The sequence below is a fragment of the Streptomyces sp. NPDC014656 genome, from assembly GCF_043084305.1.
Taxonomy (GTDB): domain Bacteria; phylum Actinomycetota; class Actinomycetes; order Streptomycetales; family Streptomycetaceae; genus Streptomyces.
The window spans coordinates 38,876-55,890 of record NZ_JBIBZN010000027.1; the positions used below are offsets into that span (position 1 = coordinate 38,876).

The window sequence follows — 17,015 nt, forward strand, 5'->3', positions numbered from 1 at the left end:
CGGTGTGAAGGATCGCACCTACGACCCTGGCCCAGCCGCCGAGAACAGCGGCCGGACCAGGGGAAAGCCGACGGGGTCGGCCTTCTTCGACGGACCGGTGGAAGCTGACCCCGGTGTGTTCGTCCACCCGCGCAGCGACCGCGCAGCCGGCGCCGAGACCTGGCTGATACTCGCAGCGCGTGACGCCCACCAGGCCCGGCGGGAGTGGGCGGAGTACGGCGTGGCGCTGCTGCGCTGCGGCACCAGCTTCACCGCCGTGCGAATCCCGGCGGACATCGTCCTCGCCGCGGCCGGCACCACCGACCGCGCCGCGCTGGTGACCTACCTGACGACGGCACTCGACGGCCCGTGCTTCTTCGACGGCAACGGCCGGGCGTTCTACGTCCTGACCCCGCTCAGCACCGCGCACCGGTGGGACGTCCCCGAAACGGAGTGCTTGGGTGCCGACTTCTACCTCGGCGTCCCCGCGACCACCATCACCGAGCCCGACCCGCGGTGCGCCGCCTACTGGGTCGTACCCATGGACGGCCCGGCCGTGCTGTGCGACCCGGCGATCGTCCGGTGGCTCGTGCAGCGGGGCCGGATCCAGCGCTCGGAGGCTGCGGCGTTGGAAGCGGGCGAAGATGCTTGAGGTCCCCGCGAGCCAGCGGCCGGAGTTCTACCTCGCCGCCGACGAGCCGTCCCTGTCGCGCACGCTTCCGTGCGACGTGAGGTCGGTCGCCGTCGCGCGGCGCCTGGTCATCGCTGCCCTCGACCGCTGGGAGCTGCCGAAGGACCTGGTGGACCGGGCTGAGCTGGTCGTCTCTGAGCTGGCCACCAACGCGGTCGTGCACGCCCGTACGCGCGGCGGCTCGATCCGGGTCGGCGTGTCCCGTGTCGAGGACGATCTCGTTCAGGTCGCCGTGACAGACCTTGACCGGCGCCCACTGGTCCGGAGGGAAACGGGCCCGTGCGCCGAGGGCGGCCGCGGCCTGGACCTCGTCGCCGCGCTCTCCGACCGCTGGGGCTGTGAGCGCCGGCATTGGGGCAAGCGGGTGTGGGCCGAGTTGCGGGCCGCGGAGAGCCAACGGTGAGCAACACGAAGATCCAGGTCGTTTACTGCCTCGTCCTCGGGTCCATCCTGGGAGCTCTCTACGTGGGCATCTTCCACGGGCCGACCGGTGGCTGACCGGCAGTGGGTCATCGGCTTGTGCTGGCGGTGCGAGAGTGCTGACGAGCCGGTGATGTGGCTCGGCCCGGTCTCCAGCGAGCACCACGGACACGGCCCCTTCTACGCGTGCGACCCGTGCATCCAGCGCCTGGAGGAGCTGGTCGTGGAGTACGGCGCGCGGCGCGATACCTGAGACTTCCGTCCCCGGTCGTCCGGCCGGGGCCGGGTCGCCGCCTCACCCCTTCGACATATGAGAGGTCCTTCGTGGCCGGACGCGCCATCATCACGGGGGAGCAAGCCGCATCCTGCTACTTCCGGACGACCGTGGACGCCCCCAACCGGAAAGCGTTCGTCCAGATCTGCGAGCCGCGCAACGCCCTGTGACCACTGATTCGTGGTGGCGACGAAGCGAGGGAAGTGCATGGCCGTGGATGCCGTCCGCGACCGCCTGGTTCCGCAGCTCGCGGAGGCGGTGACGAGCAGATCGCCGCCCTCGTGGAGCTGGACGCCCATAGAGCTCATAACACGATCTTGGTGAATGGCCCCGGCGCGCTTCTGGACTGGATCGAACAGGACGCGTGCGTCCACGCCGGTGACGACCCGCACGACGATGCCGCCCTCCTCGTCCTCGGCTGGCTCCCCACCCCATGCGGGGAAGGTGAAAGCGCAGCTGGCGACCGCTGACGGCCACAGCCCTGGATGACAGTCCCGTGGCCCCAGGGGAAGCGTTCGCGGGGCCGACCGGGATGTGGCTCCGTGTTGTTCCTCCCCGGTGCCGGCCGACGCTGACTGTCCCTCGGCGGGAACGCATCCGCTGGTGCCGGCCCGTTCCCGGAGCCGTGCTTGGGTGGGGCGGCGCCCCTTCGAAGCCGTGCGGTGGGCCGGGATGCGGACGTCGGCCGGGAGGGCACACGGGTGGAAAGGCGACACGATCGGACGACCGGACGTTACAGCAACACAAGTAACACACATAAAAGACAAATCGTTTCTTCGTCTCTTGGAGGTGTGATGCCCTACGGTTCGATCGTGGGTCCCGGGAGCACGCTGGCAGCCACGGGGCTGGCGACGGGACAGGTGTGGCTGGTGGCGATCAGCGTGATCGCGGTGCTGGTGGGCGTGGTGGCGGTCCGGACGTCGTTCCGCCGGGGAAAGGGACCGGTCGAGCAGTGACGCCGCTACCTATGATGAGACGTCGGCGCGGGCGGCTGTCGGCGACCGCCCGCGCCGCGGCGCCCGTGAAGCCGGTGCCGAAGCGGTGGCCGGGCGTGGCCCCGCTCCCGCGCGCCTGGCACGCCTCCTCCCTCGGCCTCCTTTTGCTCGGCGGGGTGCCGCTGACGGCATTCCTGGCCTGGGGCGTGGCGCACATCTACAGCGCGGTCGCCGCGCTGGCGGGCGGCAGCCAGTCCATGGTGGTGCCGTGGCTGGTGTCGTTCCTGCTGCTGTGGTGGGTGCCGCTGTCCTGGCTGGAACGCCCCCGCACCGCTCCGCCCGAGGCGCAGACGGAGCTGGACCGGCTGACGGTCACCGTGCAGATCCCGGTCTACAACGAGGACCCGGACGCGCTGCGCGGCTGCCTGCACTCCCTGCTGGTGCAGACCCGGCCGGTGGACCGGATCCGGGTCGTCGACGACGGCTCCGTGAACGACGACGGCACCCCGATGACGTACGCCGACGTCCGCGCCGAGCTGTTCGAACGGGCCGCCGCCCGCGGCGTCGAGGTCACCTGGGACCGCACGGTCAACCGGGGCAAGCGCCACGCCCAGATGCACGTCCTCGCCGACGACGACGCGGACGTGTTCGTCACCCTCGACAGCGACTCCCTCCTCGACCCCGAGGCGATCGCCGAGGGCCTGAAGCCGTTCGCGGACCCGAAGGTCACCTCCGTCGCCGGTCAGGTCGTCGTCCTCAACCACGACGCCAACGCCCTCACCCGGATGATCAACCTCCTCTACCTGCCCTTCACCCGCGGCCTGCGCTCCGCCCAGTCCGTCCTGGGCCGGGTCACCATCAACTCCGGCACCCTCGCCTTCTACCGCGCCCACATCGTCCGCGACGCAGCCGGCGTCTACGAGAACGAGACGTTCCGCGGCCGGCCGATGCAGATGAACGACGACTCCATGCTCACCTTCTACGGGCTTCTGGCCGGCGACACCGTCCACCAGCCCTCCTCCCTCGTCTTCACCCTCGCCCCCGAACGCTGGTCGCACTACCTGCGCCAGCAGATGCGCTGGATGCGCGGCACCACCGTCCGCCACCTGTGGTGGCTGCGCTACATGCCCGCGACCGGCATCGTCTTCTGGTCCACCGTCGCCGAGTACGTCCACATCGCCCTCGGCATCGCCATCCCCGCCGCCATCCTCGCCGACCCCGGCCTGCGCGCCCACACCGGCACCCTCGTCCTCGCCGGCGTCGTCATCGGCGCCGCCATGAGCTACCTGATGGCCCTGCGCCTGTTCACCGTCCACCGCACCGACATGCGCCTGCGCCAGGCCCTCCTCCTCTTCGCCCTCGCCCCCCTCGCCTCCGCCTGGCGGGCGCTCGTCCTGCGCCCGCTGTACTTCTACGCCATGGCCACCTGCCACCGCGTCAACCGCTGGGGCACCCGCACCACCGTCGAAGTCACCCGCACCCAGCAGATCCCCGCCACATGACAGCAGCGCCGGAACCACCTTGAGTCTGGTGCGCACGATGACGAGGCACCGCGCGGCACAGGACATACCGACACCGCTGGACGGGGCCGCTCCCACCAGGCGAGTAGGCCGGACGCTCCAGAGCTACCGGGGGAGACCTCAATCGAAAGGCCCGCACACCGAAGATGCCGGCGAGGCTCACATCTGCAAGAGGACGCGAGACAAGACGGCATCCCGACAAGCGAGAGCGGGCTATACGGTCCAACCGTCGTCACACGATCATGTCCGGGTCTCCTTCAGCCGTCTCCAGCAGATGAGGCTGCAGGCGAGGGATACGAAGGCGTCGTGGAGTTCGGTGCGGCGTTCCCAGCGAACGGCGAGGCGTTTGAACTGGTGCAGCAGGGCGAAGGTCTGCTCGACGACGAAGCGGAGCTTGCCCAAGCCCTCGATGTTCGGGGCGCCCCTGCGGGAGATCACGGGCAGGATCCGGCGCTTGCGCAGTTCGCGGCGGTTGGGGTCGGAGTCGTAGCCCTTATCGCCGAGCAGGGCTTCGGGGCGTCGTCTCGGGAGGCCGGGGCGACCCGCGACGGGCGGGATGCCCTCCACCAGGGCCAGGGTCTGGGTGACGTCGTTGACGTTGGCAGCGGTGGTGATGACCTTGAACGGGGTGCCGCGCCCGTCGCAGATCAGGTGGTGCTTGCTGCCCGTCTTCCGTCGGTCGACCGGCGACGGACCGGTGTCGGCACCCCCTTTTTCGCGCGGACATGGGAGCTGTCGACGCATGCTCGGGACCAGTCCAGCTCGCCGGCCGCGTTCAGCTCGGCGAGCAGGATCCGGTGCAGCCGGTCGAAGACCCCGGCCTTCTGCCAGCGGTCCAGCCGCCGCCAGCATGTCTGGCCCGAGCCGAATCCCAGCTCCGGGGGCAGTAGTTGCCAGGCGATGTCGTTGATCAGCACGTACAGGATGCCCTGCAGGCACTGCCGGTCCGACACCGGCCGCGGGCCAGGAGCCTTCTCCGGCCAGGGCGGCAGCAGCGGCTCGATCAACACCCACAGTTCATCGTCCACGATCCACGGCCGGGTACTCACACCATCCCGAACGGCCGAATCGTCGCACCGGTCACGGCCGACCGGGGACGTTTAACAAGATCGTGTTACGAGCTCTTATGGGAATAAGCGGAATGGCTTCTTCTTTACTCTTCCTTGGGGATTCTTAGAGGCTTCATTATCGGCTCATTTGCTCCGGTCATATCGCCCATACAGGGCGATATTTACGTGGAGCGCGGAATTCCGTCGTCTCGATATCGACCTTCCCGCATTACCTTCCCGTGGGGCGTGCTTGACCTGGATCTACCCCTTGCATAGCCTCCGTTTCGCGCTCGCGTTCTGACCAGACCGAGCTTCGGGCCGTTAAGTCGACCAAGCAGGGGGAATCTGTGTATGACGTCATCGTTGTGGGCGGCCGGTGCGCGGGATCGCCTCTCGCCATGCATCTGGCCCGCCAGGGCCACCGCGTCCTCTTAGTGGACCGGGCCTCCTTCCCCAGTGACTCGGTGTCGACCCACTACATCCACCAGGCCGGCCTGCTGCGCCTCCAGGAGTGGGGTCTGCTCGACGAGATCATCGCGGCCAAGACGCCCGCACTCCGCAAGATGCACTACTCCTACCGGGGCATCGAGCTCAACGGCTTCGCGGAGCCCGTCGACGGCATCGACGCCGTCTACTGCCCCCGTCGCACGGTCCTGGACGAGATACTCGTCAACGCCGCCCGCCGGGCCGGCGCCGAGGTCGTCGAGGGATTCACCGTGACCGACGTCGTGGTCTCCGAGGGACGCGTCACCGGCATCCGCGGCCGCGAAGGGGACGGCCCCGAGCACGAGTTCAGTGCGACGATCGTCGTGGGTGCCGACGGCTTCCACTCCACCGTGGCCAAGAAGGTGGGAGCGGAGCTGTACAACGTGCGCCCCGCCGCCGGGTTCATCTACTACTCGTACTACGCCGGCCTCGAGTCGTGGGGCCTGCACCACAAGAACGGCTTCAACGAGAAGTGGTTCGGCACCTGGCCGACCAACGGCGACGTCAACATGGTCGCCGTCATCGGTACCAAGCGCCACCTCAAGGAGTTCCGCCAGGATGTCGAGGCCAACTTCCAGGCCGTGATCGACGATGTCTCTCCGGAGATGGGCGAGCAGCTGCGTGACCAGGGCCGGCGCGTGGAGGACTTCCGTCCCATGCGCTACCCCGACAACTACTACCGCCGCGCGTACGGCCCGGGCTGGGCGCTGGTCGGTGACGCCGGCTACCACAAGGACCCCTACACCGGCTGGGGCATCACGGACTCCTTCCTGCACGGTGAGCTCCTCGCCGAGCGGATCCACCAGGGCCTCGCGGGCGAGCGCCCCATGGAGGAGGCGCTGGCCGAGTACAACAAGCTCCGCGACGAGGAGAGCGCCGGCGTCTACGACTTCACGACGACGCTGGGTGAACTCACCGAGCTGCCGCCGTTCTTCAAGGCGACGATGAGCGCGATGAGCAAGTCCCAGGAGTGGACCGACAAGATGCTGGGCCTGATCGGCGGCATCGTCCCGGACTACGAGATCTACGCGCCGGACGCCCTGGAGCGGCTCTACGACGCCGCCGGCGTGCCGGAGGCCGAGCGGATCTACGACCCCGCCGGCTGACCGAGGCCCGCTGCCCGCCGCCGTCCCCCCTCCGGGCCGACCCCGAGGGAGGAAGCCCGGATCCCGGACCCCATAGCCCGGTCGCGGATCCCGGAGCAGCGTCTCGCCACCGAGCGCCAGGTGCGCCTCCGCCCGCGCTCGCGTCGGTGGCCCACCGCACCGGTTCGCCCCGGCCCCATTTCCGACCGTCCGTTCCCCGTCCTCGACGGACCTGCGTCCGGCACGGGTACGGCATCGGCGTGGGCGTTTCCCGACCGCGCCGGCACTCCGGCGTGCCGCGACGGACGGGCGTTCCGGCACCGGTGTCTCCCGAGGGCCACGGGGGGCACCGATGGCCGGTCCGCCCTCCGGTGCCGCCGGGCCGGGCCCGTACGGACGATCACAACTCCCGCTCGGTCGATGGAATCTCCCGTCCGGACGACCACCGCTCCCGTCCGGACGAAGCAGCCCCCGTCCGGGCGATCGCCGCTCTTCCCCTTCTCCAGCAGCACCCCAGTCAGCCGCCGTCCAGGCGCGCCCGTGGCCCGGTGCGGCCTGTCCGCACAGGCCCCGGACCAAGGCAGCGCCGGCACGGCACCACTCCATGTGCTTCGCCTTCGAGGGAGTCCCGCAGATGACGCGTGCGTCCAGCATGTTCGACCTCATCAGTGACCAGGATGAGGAAAGGCCCTACTTCGAGACCGGCGGCATCGGCAGGTCGCACGCGTTCTACACGGGCGAGGAGCAGTTCCGCAGGGAGATGTCCCGGATCTACGGCCGGCGCTGGCTCCCGGTCGACCACGTCTCCCGCCTGAAGGAGAAGGGTGCCTACAGCACCCTCAACATCGGCTCCGGGTCCATTCTGCTCATCCACGGTGACAACGGAATCCAGGGCTACCACAACTACTGCCGGCACCGCGGCTACAAGCTCGTCGAGGAGGCCACCGGCAAGCGCCAGAGCCTCGTCTGCCTGTACCACTGCTGGGTCTACGACCGAAACGGCAAGCTCAAGAGCCTCAACGGCACCTACATGGACCACTTCTTCGACAAGGAGAAGAACGGCCTGCTGCCCGTGCGGACCGAGGTCCGCTTCGGCGTGGTCTTCGTGGCGCTCTCCGACGACGCGCCGGACCTCGACGAGTCACTGGGCGAGTTCGGCGAGTTCGCGAAGGTCTACGACCTCGCCGAGCTGGAGTGCGTCGAGGCCAAGGACTACCCGGTCGCCTCCAACTGGAAGCTCGTCGCGCACAACGTCAACGAGAGCCTCCACTTCCCGACCGCCCACAAGGACCTGCACCGCATCACCGACTTCGACGACGCGGGCACCTACGGCCTCGAAGGCGACATCGTCGGCGCCTGGCAGTCGATCCGTACCGGCTACAACTCCGTCTCCGTCACGGGACGCAGCGCGCGCACGCCGATGCCGAACGTCCCCGAGGGCGACCTCCAGAAGATCAACTGGATCACCATCCTGCCCAACCTGCTCTTCGGGTTCACGGCCGACTACGTGATGATGCAGTGGGTCTGGCCGGAGAGCCCCGGCACCTGCTTCGTCCGCCACTTCTGGCTGTTCCACCCCACCGAGACCGCCAAGAGCGACTTCTCGCACGAGGACGTCTTCGCGCTGTGGGACAAGGCCAACTACGAGGACTGGGAGATGTGCGAGCGGACCCACCGCGGCCTCTCCAACCCGCTGTGGACCCCCGGCCAGCTCTCCTACGACGAGGAGGTCGTCGCCCAGATCGACGCCTGGGTCGTGCGCGAGACCGCCGAGGCGTCCGGGGCAGCCGCGACCGAGAGCGCCGGAACCGCCTCCGCCCCCGCCGCCGAGAACGGCGAGGCCGCCGAACCCGGAAAGGCGGAGCGGTGAGCACCAAGGCCAACTGCTACCTCATCGGCGGCACCCGCGTCCTCACCCAGTGCGCGACGCGGCTCCTCGACGCCGGCGTGACGATCGAGGGCATCCTCAGCCGCGACCCCGCGGTCGTCGCCTGGGCCGACGCCCGGGGCGTCCCCGTGCACGACCCGGCCGGCGACCTCATGGCCCTCCTGTCGGAGCGGCCGTTCGACTACCTGTTCAGCATGGTCAACTTCCGCATCCTGCCGGGAGCCGTCCTCGACCTGCCGAAGATCGCCGCGATCAACTTCCACGACGGCCCGCTGCCCCGCTACTCCGGAAGCCACGTCCCCGCCTGGGCCCTGTACGAGGGCGCCCCGCGGCACGCGGCCACCTGGCACCTGATGACCGAGGCCGTCGACGCCGGCGGCGTGCTCCTGGAGCGCTGGTTCCCGGTCCGCGAACACGCCACCGCCCTCTCCCTCACGTACGAGGCGGCCGAGACGGGCATCGAGCTGTTCGCCGACCTCGTCCCGTACGTCGCCCGGCGCACCCTCCCCGAGATCCTCGACACGAGCGGCCGCGAGCGCCACTTCTACCGCCGGTCCGCGCGCATGGCGGGCGGCGGCGTCATCCACGCTGGCACCAGCGCAGCCGAGGCGGTACGGCTCGTCAGGGCTCTGGACCACGGCTCCTTCCCCAACCCGCTCGGCGTACCCGCCCTCGTCACCGAACAGGGCGCCGTCTACACCCGGCAGGCCCGGCTGATCCCGCGCGACGAGACCCGCACCGCGACCACCGTGCTGTCCGTCACCACCACGGCGATCACCCTGGCCGCCCCCGACGCCGACCTCGTCCTCAGCGACTGGCGGGCCGTCGACGGAAGCACGCTCAGCGGCCAGGCCGCCGCCCAGCGGCTCGGCATCGCCCCCGGCGCGGCCCTCCCGCCCGTCTCGGAGGACCGCCTGGCCGACATCGCCGACGCCCAGAAGCGCCTGCGTCCCCACGAGCCGTGGTGGCGCGCCCGCCTGGAGGACGTGCGCCCGGTCCCGCTGACCGCCGACGACTTCTCCGCGGCGACCGCCCACTACGGGCACTACGAGCTGGCCTACCTCCCCGCCTCGCGCGACGAGAGCGTCGCCGTCTTCCGCGCCTTCCTCGCGGCCGTCGCCGAGCGCGCCGGCGAGGAGGTGTTCGACTTCGCCTGGTCCCCGTCGGTCGCCCGCGATCTCGCGGAGCGCACGCACGGGCTGACGGCCGCCCGCTTCCCCGTCCGCTACGACGGCGGGACCGCCCGTTCTCTCCGGGAGCGGCTCGACGAGGCCGCCGCCCGCCACGGATACACCGGTGACCTCGAGGTCCGCCTCGGCCTGGCCGGACGGCCGCTCGGCACCGACGAGCCGAGCTTCACGCGCGTCATGGTGCTGGAGCGCGATCCGGGCGAGGAGGCGTCCGCCGACCCGCACACCGAGATCGCCCTGCTGTGCCCGAGCGACGGCCCGCCCACGATCTTCGTGCGGGAGACCGCCATGGGCGAGGACGAGGCGCTGGACTTCGTCGAGCGCGTCGAGGACCTGGCCATGGCGGCGTTGCTCCAGGGCGACGAGCCGCCGACCGGGTCCACTGACTCCGCCCGGTCCGCGGACCCCACCGGGTCCCCCTCCGCGGAGTCCTCCTCCGCCGGGGCCACCGCCCTCCCCGGGGAGCCCACCGAGGACGCCGCCGGGAGGTCCGGCGAGCGGACCGGCGGCCCGACCGCACTGGACCTCTTCGCCGCCGCGGCCGCGGAGCGACCCGGAGCCGTCGCCGTCCGCGCCGGGAACCGCACGCTCGACTACGCCGGTCTCGACCGCTGGGCGGACGCCGTCGCGGCCCGCCTGCACGACGAGGGCATCGAGCAGGGCTCGGTGGTCGGCGTCCTGCTGGAGCGCGGCACCGCGCTGCTCCCCGCCATGCTCGGCATCCTGCGGGCCGGCGCGTCCTTCCTGCCCCTGGACCCCGGGTACCCCGTGGACCGGCTGCGGCGGTACGTGGACGTCTCCCGCTGCGAACTCGTCCTCACCGACGCCCGCACCCACGACCTGGGCGTGTCCCTGGGGCCCGCGCGGCAGGTTCCGGAGGCGGACGGGGCGGCCCAGGCCGTACCGCCGCGCGTGACCGCGGGCGACCTGGCGTACACGCTCTTCACCAGCGGCTCGACCGGCGACCCGAAGGGCGTCGAGATCGGCCACGGAGCCCTCGCCGACTTCCTCACCGGCATCGGCGAACGCCTCGGCGTCACCGCGGACGACACCGTCCTCGCCCACACCACGGTCGCCTTCGACATCTCCCTGCTGGAACTGCTGCTGCCGCTCACCGTCGGCGCGACGGTCGTCCTCGCCTCCCGCGAGACCGCGGCCGACCCGTACCGGCTGGCCGAGTTGGCGAGCGGGGTCTCCGTGGCCCAGGCCACGCCGAGCCTCTGGCGCCTGCTGCTGGGGACCGGCTGGACACCGCACGCCGGGCTGACCGTCCTCTCCGGCGGCGAGGCCCTGTCGCCCGCCACCGCGGAGCGGCTGCACGAGCCCGCCCGCGCGCTGTGGAACCTGTACGGCCCGACCGAGGCGACGATCTGGGCCGCGGCCCACCGGGTCGAGTCGGTCGGCACCTTCCTGCCGCTCGGCGAACCCCTGCGGCACATGGAACTGCACGTCCTGGACCAGGACCTGAACCCGTGCGAGCCCGGGAGCACCGGCGAGCTGTACCTCTCCGGCACGGGCCTGGCCCGCGGCTACGCCGGACGGGAGGACCTGACGCGTGAGGTCTTCGTCGACCACCCCGTCACCGGGACGCGGCTCTACCGCACCGGCGACGAGGTCCGCCTGCACGAGGCCGGCGCGGTCGAGTGGCTCGGCCGGTCCGACGCCCAGGTCAAGGTACGGGGCCACCGCATCGAGCCCGCCGAGATCGAGCGGGTCCTGGAGAGGGCCGACGGCGTCACGGCCGCCGTCGTCGTCGCGGCGCGGTTCGAGGGCCGCGGCGAACCGAGGCTCACCGCCTACCTGGTGGGCGACGCCATGCCCGGCAAGTCACGGCTCGACGCCCTGGTCGGCGCCGCCCTGCCCGCCTACATGGTGCCGGACGCCTATGTGAACCTCGACGCGCTGCCGCTCACCGACAACGGGAAGGTGGCCCGCGCCAGGCTCCCGCTGCCCACGCGCGACACCATCCTGCGCTCCGGCGAGGAGCCGGAGCCCGTTGCGGCGATGACGACGAGCCCCGGAACGGCGCCCCTGACGGCGGCGGAACCGGAGCCCGCGGCGGTCGCGCCGGCCGTGGAGCCGGCCGTCGCGACGACGGTCGAGGACACCGCCGGTTCCGGCGCGCACGCCGACTCCGCCATGACGGAAGAGGGGCTGGCGCGGTCCGTCGCACGGGTCTTCGCCGCCACGCTGGACCACTCCGGCTTCGACGTCCACGCCAACTTCTTCGACCTGGGCGGCGACTCGGTGAACGTCACCATCGCCGCCGCCCGCCTCAGCAGTGAGCTCGGCGCCTCCGTCACCGCCCCCTCGATCTTCGCCTCGGGGACCCCGGTGAAGCTGGCCCGCCTCCTCGGCGCCGAGGGCGTCGTGCCCCTGCGCGACCAGGGGACGGGGACGGGGACGGCAACGACGGCCGGGACGGCACCGGCGGAGGCGCACCCGGCGGCCGAGACCGCTGCCGAGCCCGCCGAGCCCGCGCCGGCCACTGCGGATGCGTCGGCGGCCCCGGCCGCACCCGTCACCGCGGAAACGTCGGCAGCTCCGTCCGCGACCCTGCCCACCGCGACCCCGCCCACCGCCGCCCCGTCCGCCGCCTCCGCGCGCACCGCCGACGACGGCGCCCTCGCCGTCATCGGCATGGCGTGCCGGTTCCCCGGCGCCGGCACCCCGGACGAGCTGTGGCAGAACCTCGTCGCCGGCGTGTCCAGCATCGGCGCCGCGCCCGAGGGCAAGCGCGGCTGGGCCCACCTGTGGTCCGAGGCGGGCGCCGACGACGTGCGGATGGGCTGGGTCGAAGGGGTCGAGCACTTCGACGCCGCCCGCTTCGGGCTCACCGACCGCGAGGCGCGCCGCATGGACCCGCTCCAGCGGATGCTGCTCAGCGTCACCTCGGAGGCCATGGAGAGCGCCGGACGGGACCACCACTCCCTCGGAGCCTCCACCGGCGTCTTCGTCGGCGCCATCGCCAGCGACTTCCCGGAGATCGTCGCCCGGAGCATCGGCCACTCCGACCCGCACGTGGCCACCGGCACCGCCCCCTCCATGGTGGCCAACCGCCTGTCCCACGTCTTCGACTGGTCCGGCCCGAGCTTCGCCGTCGACACGGCCTGCTCGTCGTCCCTCGTCGCCCTCCACGAGGCCGCCATGCACCTGCGGGCCGGCGAGGTCGACGCAGCCGTGGTGGCCGCCGCCAACCTGGTGCTCACCCCGGCCAAGACCCGCTCCTTCACCCGTAACGGCATGCTCTCCCCGCAGGGCGCCTGCCGGGCCTTCGACGACGCCGCCGACGGCTACGTGCGCGGCGAGGGCGCCGGCGCCCTGATCCTCAAGCGGCTCTCCGACGCCGAACGCGACGGGGACCCGGTCCTCGCCGTCATCCGCGGAACCGCCGTCAACCACACCGGCGGCAGCGCGGGCTTCCTCACCGCGCCCAGCAGGCCGGCCCAGGAAGCGGTACTGCGCCGGGCGCTGGCCCGCTCCGGGCGCACCGCCGCCGACATCGGCTACGTCGAGGCGCACGGCACCGGCACCCAGCTCGGCGACCTCATCGAGCTGGAGGCCCTCCACGCGGTCCTCGGCGAGCCCGCCGGCCGCACCCCGGTCGCGGTGGGCTCCGTGAAGACCAACCTCGGTCACCTGGAGCCCGCCGCGGGCATCGCCGGCCTCATCAAGACGGTGCTGGCGCTCCAGGCGGCCCACATCCCACCGTCCCTGAACTACGAGACCCCGAACCGTTCGTTCGACTTCGACGCCTCACCGCTGTACGTGGCCGACCGCCTCCTCCCGTGGGGCCCGGGCCCGCGCGTCGCGGGCGTCAGCAGCTTCGGCTTCGGCGGTGCGAACGCCCACGTCGTGGTCGAAGCCGCACCGGGCACGGAACAGGGCGGCGCGGACTCCGGCCCCCAGCTGCTGGTCCTCTCGGCCGGCTCCTACGACGCGCTGCGCACCCTCGCCCGCCGGCTCGTGCTCATGCTGCGCTCCGCCTACTGCCCCTCCCTGGAGGCCCTGGCCGAGGCGAGCCGACTGCGGCCGGCCGGCGTGCACCGACTGGCGTGCCTCGCGGACAGCGCCGAACAGCTCCAGGACAAGCTCCAGCTGTTCCTGGCCGGCGTCGAGGAGGTCCGCTCGCTCCACGTGGGCGTGGCGGCCACGGCGGGGCGTCCGCACGGCCTGCCCACCGCGGCGCCCGTGAGCCGCGGTGAACTCACCGTCGCCGCAGAGGCGTTCGTCGCGGGCGCCGATCTCTCCGCCGGGCCGCGCCGCCGGGCGGGGGTACGTTTTCCGACTGCGCCGCACGCCGAGAAGTACCTGTGGCTCGAACCCGCGCAGGAGCAGACGCCGCCGCCTCCCGCCCGGACCCGCAGCACGTGGACGGAGCACCCGGAGGCGGCCGAGCACCTCGTCCTCGGCCGGCCCACCCTGCCGGGCGCCGGGTACCCGGCCAAGGTCGCCGACTTCCTCGGCCGGGACCGCTTCGGTCTGCGCGACCTCACCTTCCGGGCGGCCGTCGAGGCCCCCGCGACCCTGACGGCCGCACGCGACGGCGACGCCCTCGCCTTCCGCGACGGCTCCGGCGCCCTGGTGTGCACCGCCACGCTGACCGCGCCCGAGCAGCCCGCGCTCGCCGTCCCGCCCGCCGCGCACCGCTTCACCGAGGTCGGGCTCGACGCGATGTACGCCGCGTTCGCCCGCTCCGGGCTGGACTACGGCACCGGCTTCCGCACCGTGACGTCCCTGTCGGTCGCCCCCGGGGAGGCCGTGGGCGTCCTGCGCGGCGACACCGCCGGGACCGTGGACGCCCGGCTCCTGGACGGTGCCTTCCAGATCGCGCTCGCCGCCTGCGGCGCTCAGGGGCTGTACGTCCCCTTCACCGTCGAGCGGCTCACCGTCCTCGGCCGGCTTCCCGCCACCGCCCGCGTGTACGCCCGGCGCGACCGGGACGCCGGGCCGGACTCCGGGCTGCTGACCGCCAGCCTGGTCGTCCTCGACGGCGACGAGCCCGTGCTCGAGGCGCGGGGCATCACGTGGAAGCGGCTGTCCTCGGCCCCGTCCGGACCGTCCGCGGCCGTGGACACCGGCCCCGGCCACCGCCCGGCCCCGGCCGCGCCCCCGGCCCCCGTCCCGGCCCCGGTGGGCACCCCTGCCGCGGTGCCCACCTCCAACGGCCACCTGCCCGGCGGCCTTCCGGGCCGTTCGCTCCAGGCGGCGCTGACCGACTGGGTGGCCGCGGCCCTGGAGCTGGACGCCTCCGAACTGGAAACCGACCGCCCGCTCCAGGAGCAGGGCCTCGACTCGATGCTCGCCGTCTCGCTGGCCCAGGACATCCGGGCCCGGCTCGGCGTCGACATCCCGGTGACGCTCGTCCTGGAGGTCGGCACCGTCGACCGCCTCGCGGAGGAACTGCGGGACGAGTACGGCGTCACCGCCCCGCCCGCCGAGACGACCGGCCTCCCGGCCGACGCGGGCGCGGGCGGTCCGGAAGGCACGGGCGGACCGGGAGGGCCGGGCGAGGAACCGGCGGCCCCACCGGCCCCGGCCCCCGCGCGGGACGTGACCGCGTCCCAGGCCCCCGCGCAGGACGTGACCGCGTCCCCGGCCCCCGGGCCGGACGAGGGCGCGTCCTCGGCCCCCGCCGTGCTCCCGACAGCCACCGCCGTGTCCGCCGCCGCGGACGCCGACACACACGACATCGCCGTCATCGGCATCGACGGAGTGTTCCCCAACGCCGCGAACCTGGACGAGCTGTGGCGCGTCCTGGTGGAGGGCGAGGACTGCCTGACGGAGGTCCCCGCCTCCCGCTGGGACATCGACGCCCACTACGGCACGGACGGCGCCCCCGGCACGGTCTACCTGCGGCGCGCGGGCTTCGTCGAGGGCCTCACCGAATTCGACCCCGGCTTCTTCCGGCTCTCGCCCGCCGAAGCCGAGTGGATCGACCCGCAGCAGCGTCACCTGGTCCAGTCCGCCTGGCGGGCCCTGGAGGACGCGGGACTCGCGGGCAGGCCGCAGCCGGCCACCGGCGTCTTCGTCGGCGCCAGTTATCAGCACTACCGCGACACCGTCGTCGGCGACGTCGTCCAGACCCCCGCCGGCCTGGGCAACCACAACGCGATCCTGGCGAACCGGGTGAGTTTCTTCCTGGATCTGCACGGGCCGAGCATGACGATCGACACGTTGTGCTCGTCGTCGCTGGTGGCGTTGCACACGGCGGTGCGGAGCATCCGGGCGGGGGAGTGCGAGCAGGCCGTCGTCGCCGGCGTGCACCTGGGCATGTCCCCCCAGTACTTCCAGCTCGGCTCCCGCCTCCGCTCGTTCTCCCCGTCCAACGCCCTGCGGCCGTTCGATGCGGGTGCGGATGGGTTCGTGCCGGGTGAGGGGGTGGTGACGGTGGTGTTGAAGCCGTTGGGTGCGGCGTTGCGTGAGGGGGATCGGATCCGGGGTGTGGTGAAGGGTTCGGCGGTGAATCACGGGGGTCGTACGAGTGGGTTGACGGTGCCGAGCAGTGCTGCGCAGCAGGCGGTGATCTCGGCCGCGTTGGTGGATGCGGGTGTGTCGGTGGAGTCGATCGGTTTGGTGGAGGCGCATGGGACGGGGACGGGTCTGGGTGATCCGATCGAGGTGGAGGGTTTGACGCGTGCGTGGCGGTCGGTGACGGGTCGTTCGCAGTTTTGTGCGTTGGGTTCGTTGAAGGGGAATGTGGGGCATCTGGAGCCGGCTGCGGGTCTTGCGGGGTTGGTGAAGGTGTTGTTGTCGATGGAGCGGGGTGTGGTTCCTCCGTCGTTGCATGTGGTGCGGCCGAATGATCACATTCGTTTCGAGGGGACGCCGTTCTTCCTGGCGGATCGGGTGTCGGTGTGGCCTCGTCCGGTTGATGGGCCGCGTCGTGGTGCGGTGAGCGCGTTCGGGATGGGTGGGGTGAACGCCCACGTGATCCTGGAGGAGGCGCCTGCGGTCCCGGCCCGTGAGGTGGTGGGGCAGGAGTCGTTCCTGGTGCGGGTGGACGCGGCGGACGAGACCTCCGCGCGTGCGCTGGCCGGTGCCTACGCGGACCGGCTGGCCGAGGTGGACGACGACCGCCTGGGCGACTTCGCCTACACCGCCAACACGGGCCGCGCCGAGCACCGCTTCGGCACCGTCGTCTCCGGCGGCGACGCGGGTGAACTCGCGGTCGCACTGCGGGACGTCGCCTCGGGCGCGTCCCCGGTGACCCGCCGAAGCGGTCGCACGTCGGCTCCCGTGGCGTTCATGTTCACCGGTCAGGGCTCGCAGTACGCAGGCATGGGCCAGGGCCTGTACAGGACCGAGCCCGCGTTCCGGGCGGCACTCGACGAGTGCGCCGACCTGCTCGCCGGCCACCTCGACGTACCTCTGACGGACCTGCTCTTCGGTACCTCGGCACACCTCCTCGACTCGACGCGGTTTGCGCAGGTGGGGATTGTGTCGGTGCAGGTGGCGTTGGTGCGGTGGTTGGAGTCGGTGGGGGTTCGTCCGGATG

General features: G+C 72.1%; 8 protein-coding genes. 7 read left to right on the forward strand and 1 reads right to left on the reverse strand.

What is annotated here, in order from left to right; all coding sequences use genetic code 11:
* The first annotated feature begins 97 nt into the window (after positions 1 to 97).
* The 4 genes from ACF1ED_RS36185 to ACF1ED_RS36200 all read left to right on the forward strand — a co-directional run bounded on the left by ACF1ED_RS36185 (position 98) and on the right by ACF1ED_RS36200 (position 3,801).
* A complete protein-coding gene (locus tag ACF1ED_RS36185) occupies positions 98 to 631 on the forward strand; it encodes a hypothetical protein (RefSeq protein ID WP_391767609.1) in 534 nt (177 codons plus the stop codon).
* Positions 624 to 1,073 carry an ATP-binding protein gene (locus ACF1ED_RS36190; RefSeq protein WP_391767610.1) on the forward strand — a complete coding sequence of 150 codons (450 nt, stop codon included), beginning with the start codon at positions 624 to 626 and terminating at the stop codon, positions 1,071 to 1,073. Before ACF1ED_RS36185 ends, ACF1ED_RS36190 begins: the two co-directional genes overlap by 8 nt.
* Before the next feature lie 1,103 nt (positions 1,074 to 2,176).
* The gene (locus ACF1ED_RS36195) at positions 2,177 to 2,320 is read left to right on the forward strand and encodes a hypothetical protein (RefSeq protein ID WP_391767611.1); all 144 of its coding nucleotides are present in this window, start codon (positions 2,177 to 2,179) and stop codon (positions 2,318 to 2,320) included.
* 14 nt (positions 2,321 to 2,334) lie between these two features.
* A complete protein-coding gene (locus ACF1ED_RS36200) occupies positions 2,335 to 3,801 on the forward strand; it encodes a glycosyltransferase (protein ID WP_391767612.1) in 1,467 nt (488 codons plus the stop codon).
* Between the two features lie 258 nt (positions 3,802 to 4,059).
* On the opposite strand, the gene ACF1ED_RS36205 is transcribed toward ACF1ED_RS36200, so the two are convergent.
* A protein-coding gene (locus ACF1ED_RS36205) for an IS5 family transposase (RefSeq protein WP_391767617.1) occupies positions 4,060 to 4,850 on the reverse strand; the annotation gives its coding sequence in 2 pieces (ribosomal slippage) (positions 4,060 to 4,548 and positions 4,551 to 4,850; 789 coding nt in all).
* 365 nt (positions 4,851 to 5,215) lie between these two features.
* Between ACF1ED_RS36205 and ACF1ED_RS36210 the strand changes: the two genes are divergently transcribed.
* From ACF1ED_RS36210 to ACF1ED_RS36220, 3 genes are all read left to right on the forward strand, one after another.
* Complete coding sequence (locus ACF1ED_RS36210) at positions 5,216 to 6,460, forward strand: NAD(P)/FAD-dependent oxidoreductase (protein WP_391767613.1); 1,245 nt, start codon at positions 5,216 to 5,218, stop codon at positions 6,458 to 6,460.
* A 613-nt stretch (positions 6,461 to 7,073) separates the two neighbouring features.
* Entirely contained in the window at positions 7,074 to 8,309 is a 1,236-nt protein-coding gene (locus tag ACF1ED_RS36215; RefSeq protein WP_391767614.1) for an SRPBCC family protein, read from the forward strand.
* On the forward strand, positions 8,306 to 17,015 hold an 8,710-nt coding region (locus tag ACF1ED_RS36220), incomplete at its 3' end, for an amino acid adenylation domain-containing protein (RefSeq protein ID WP_391767615.1). The genes ACF1ED_RS36215 and ACF1ED_RS36220, both read left to right, overlap by 4 nt.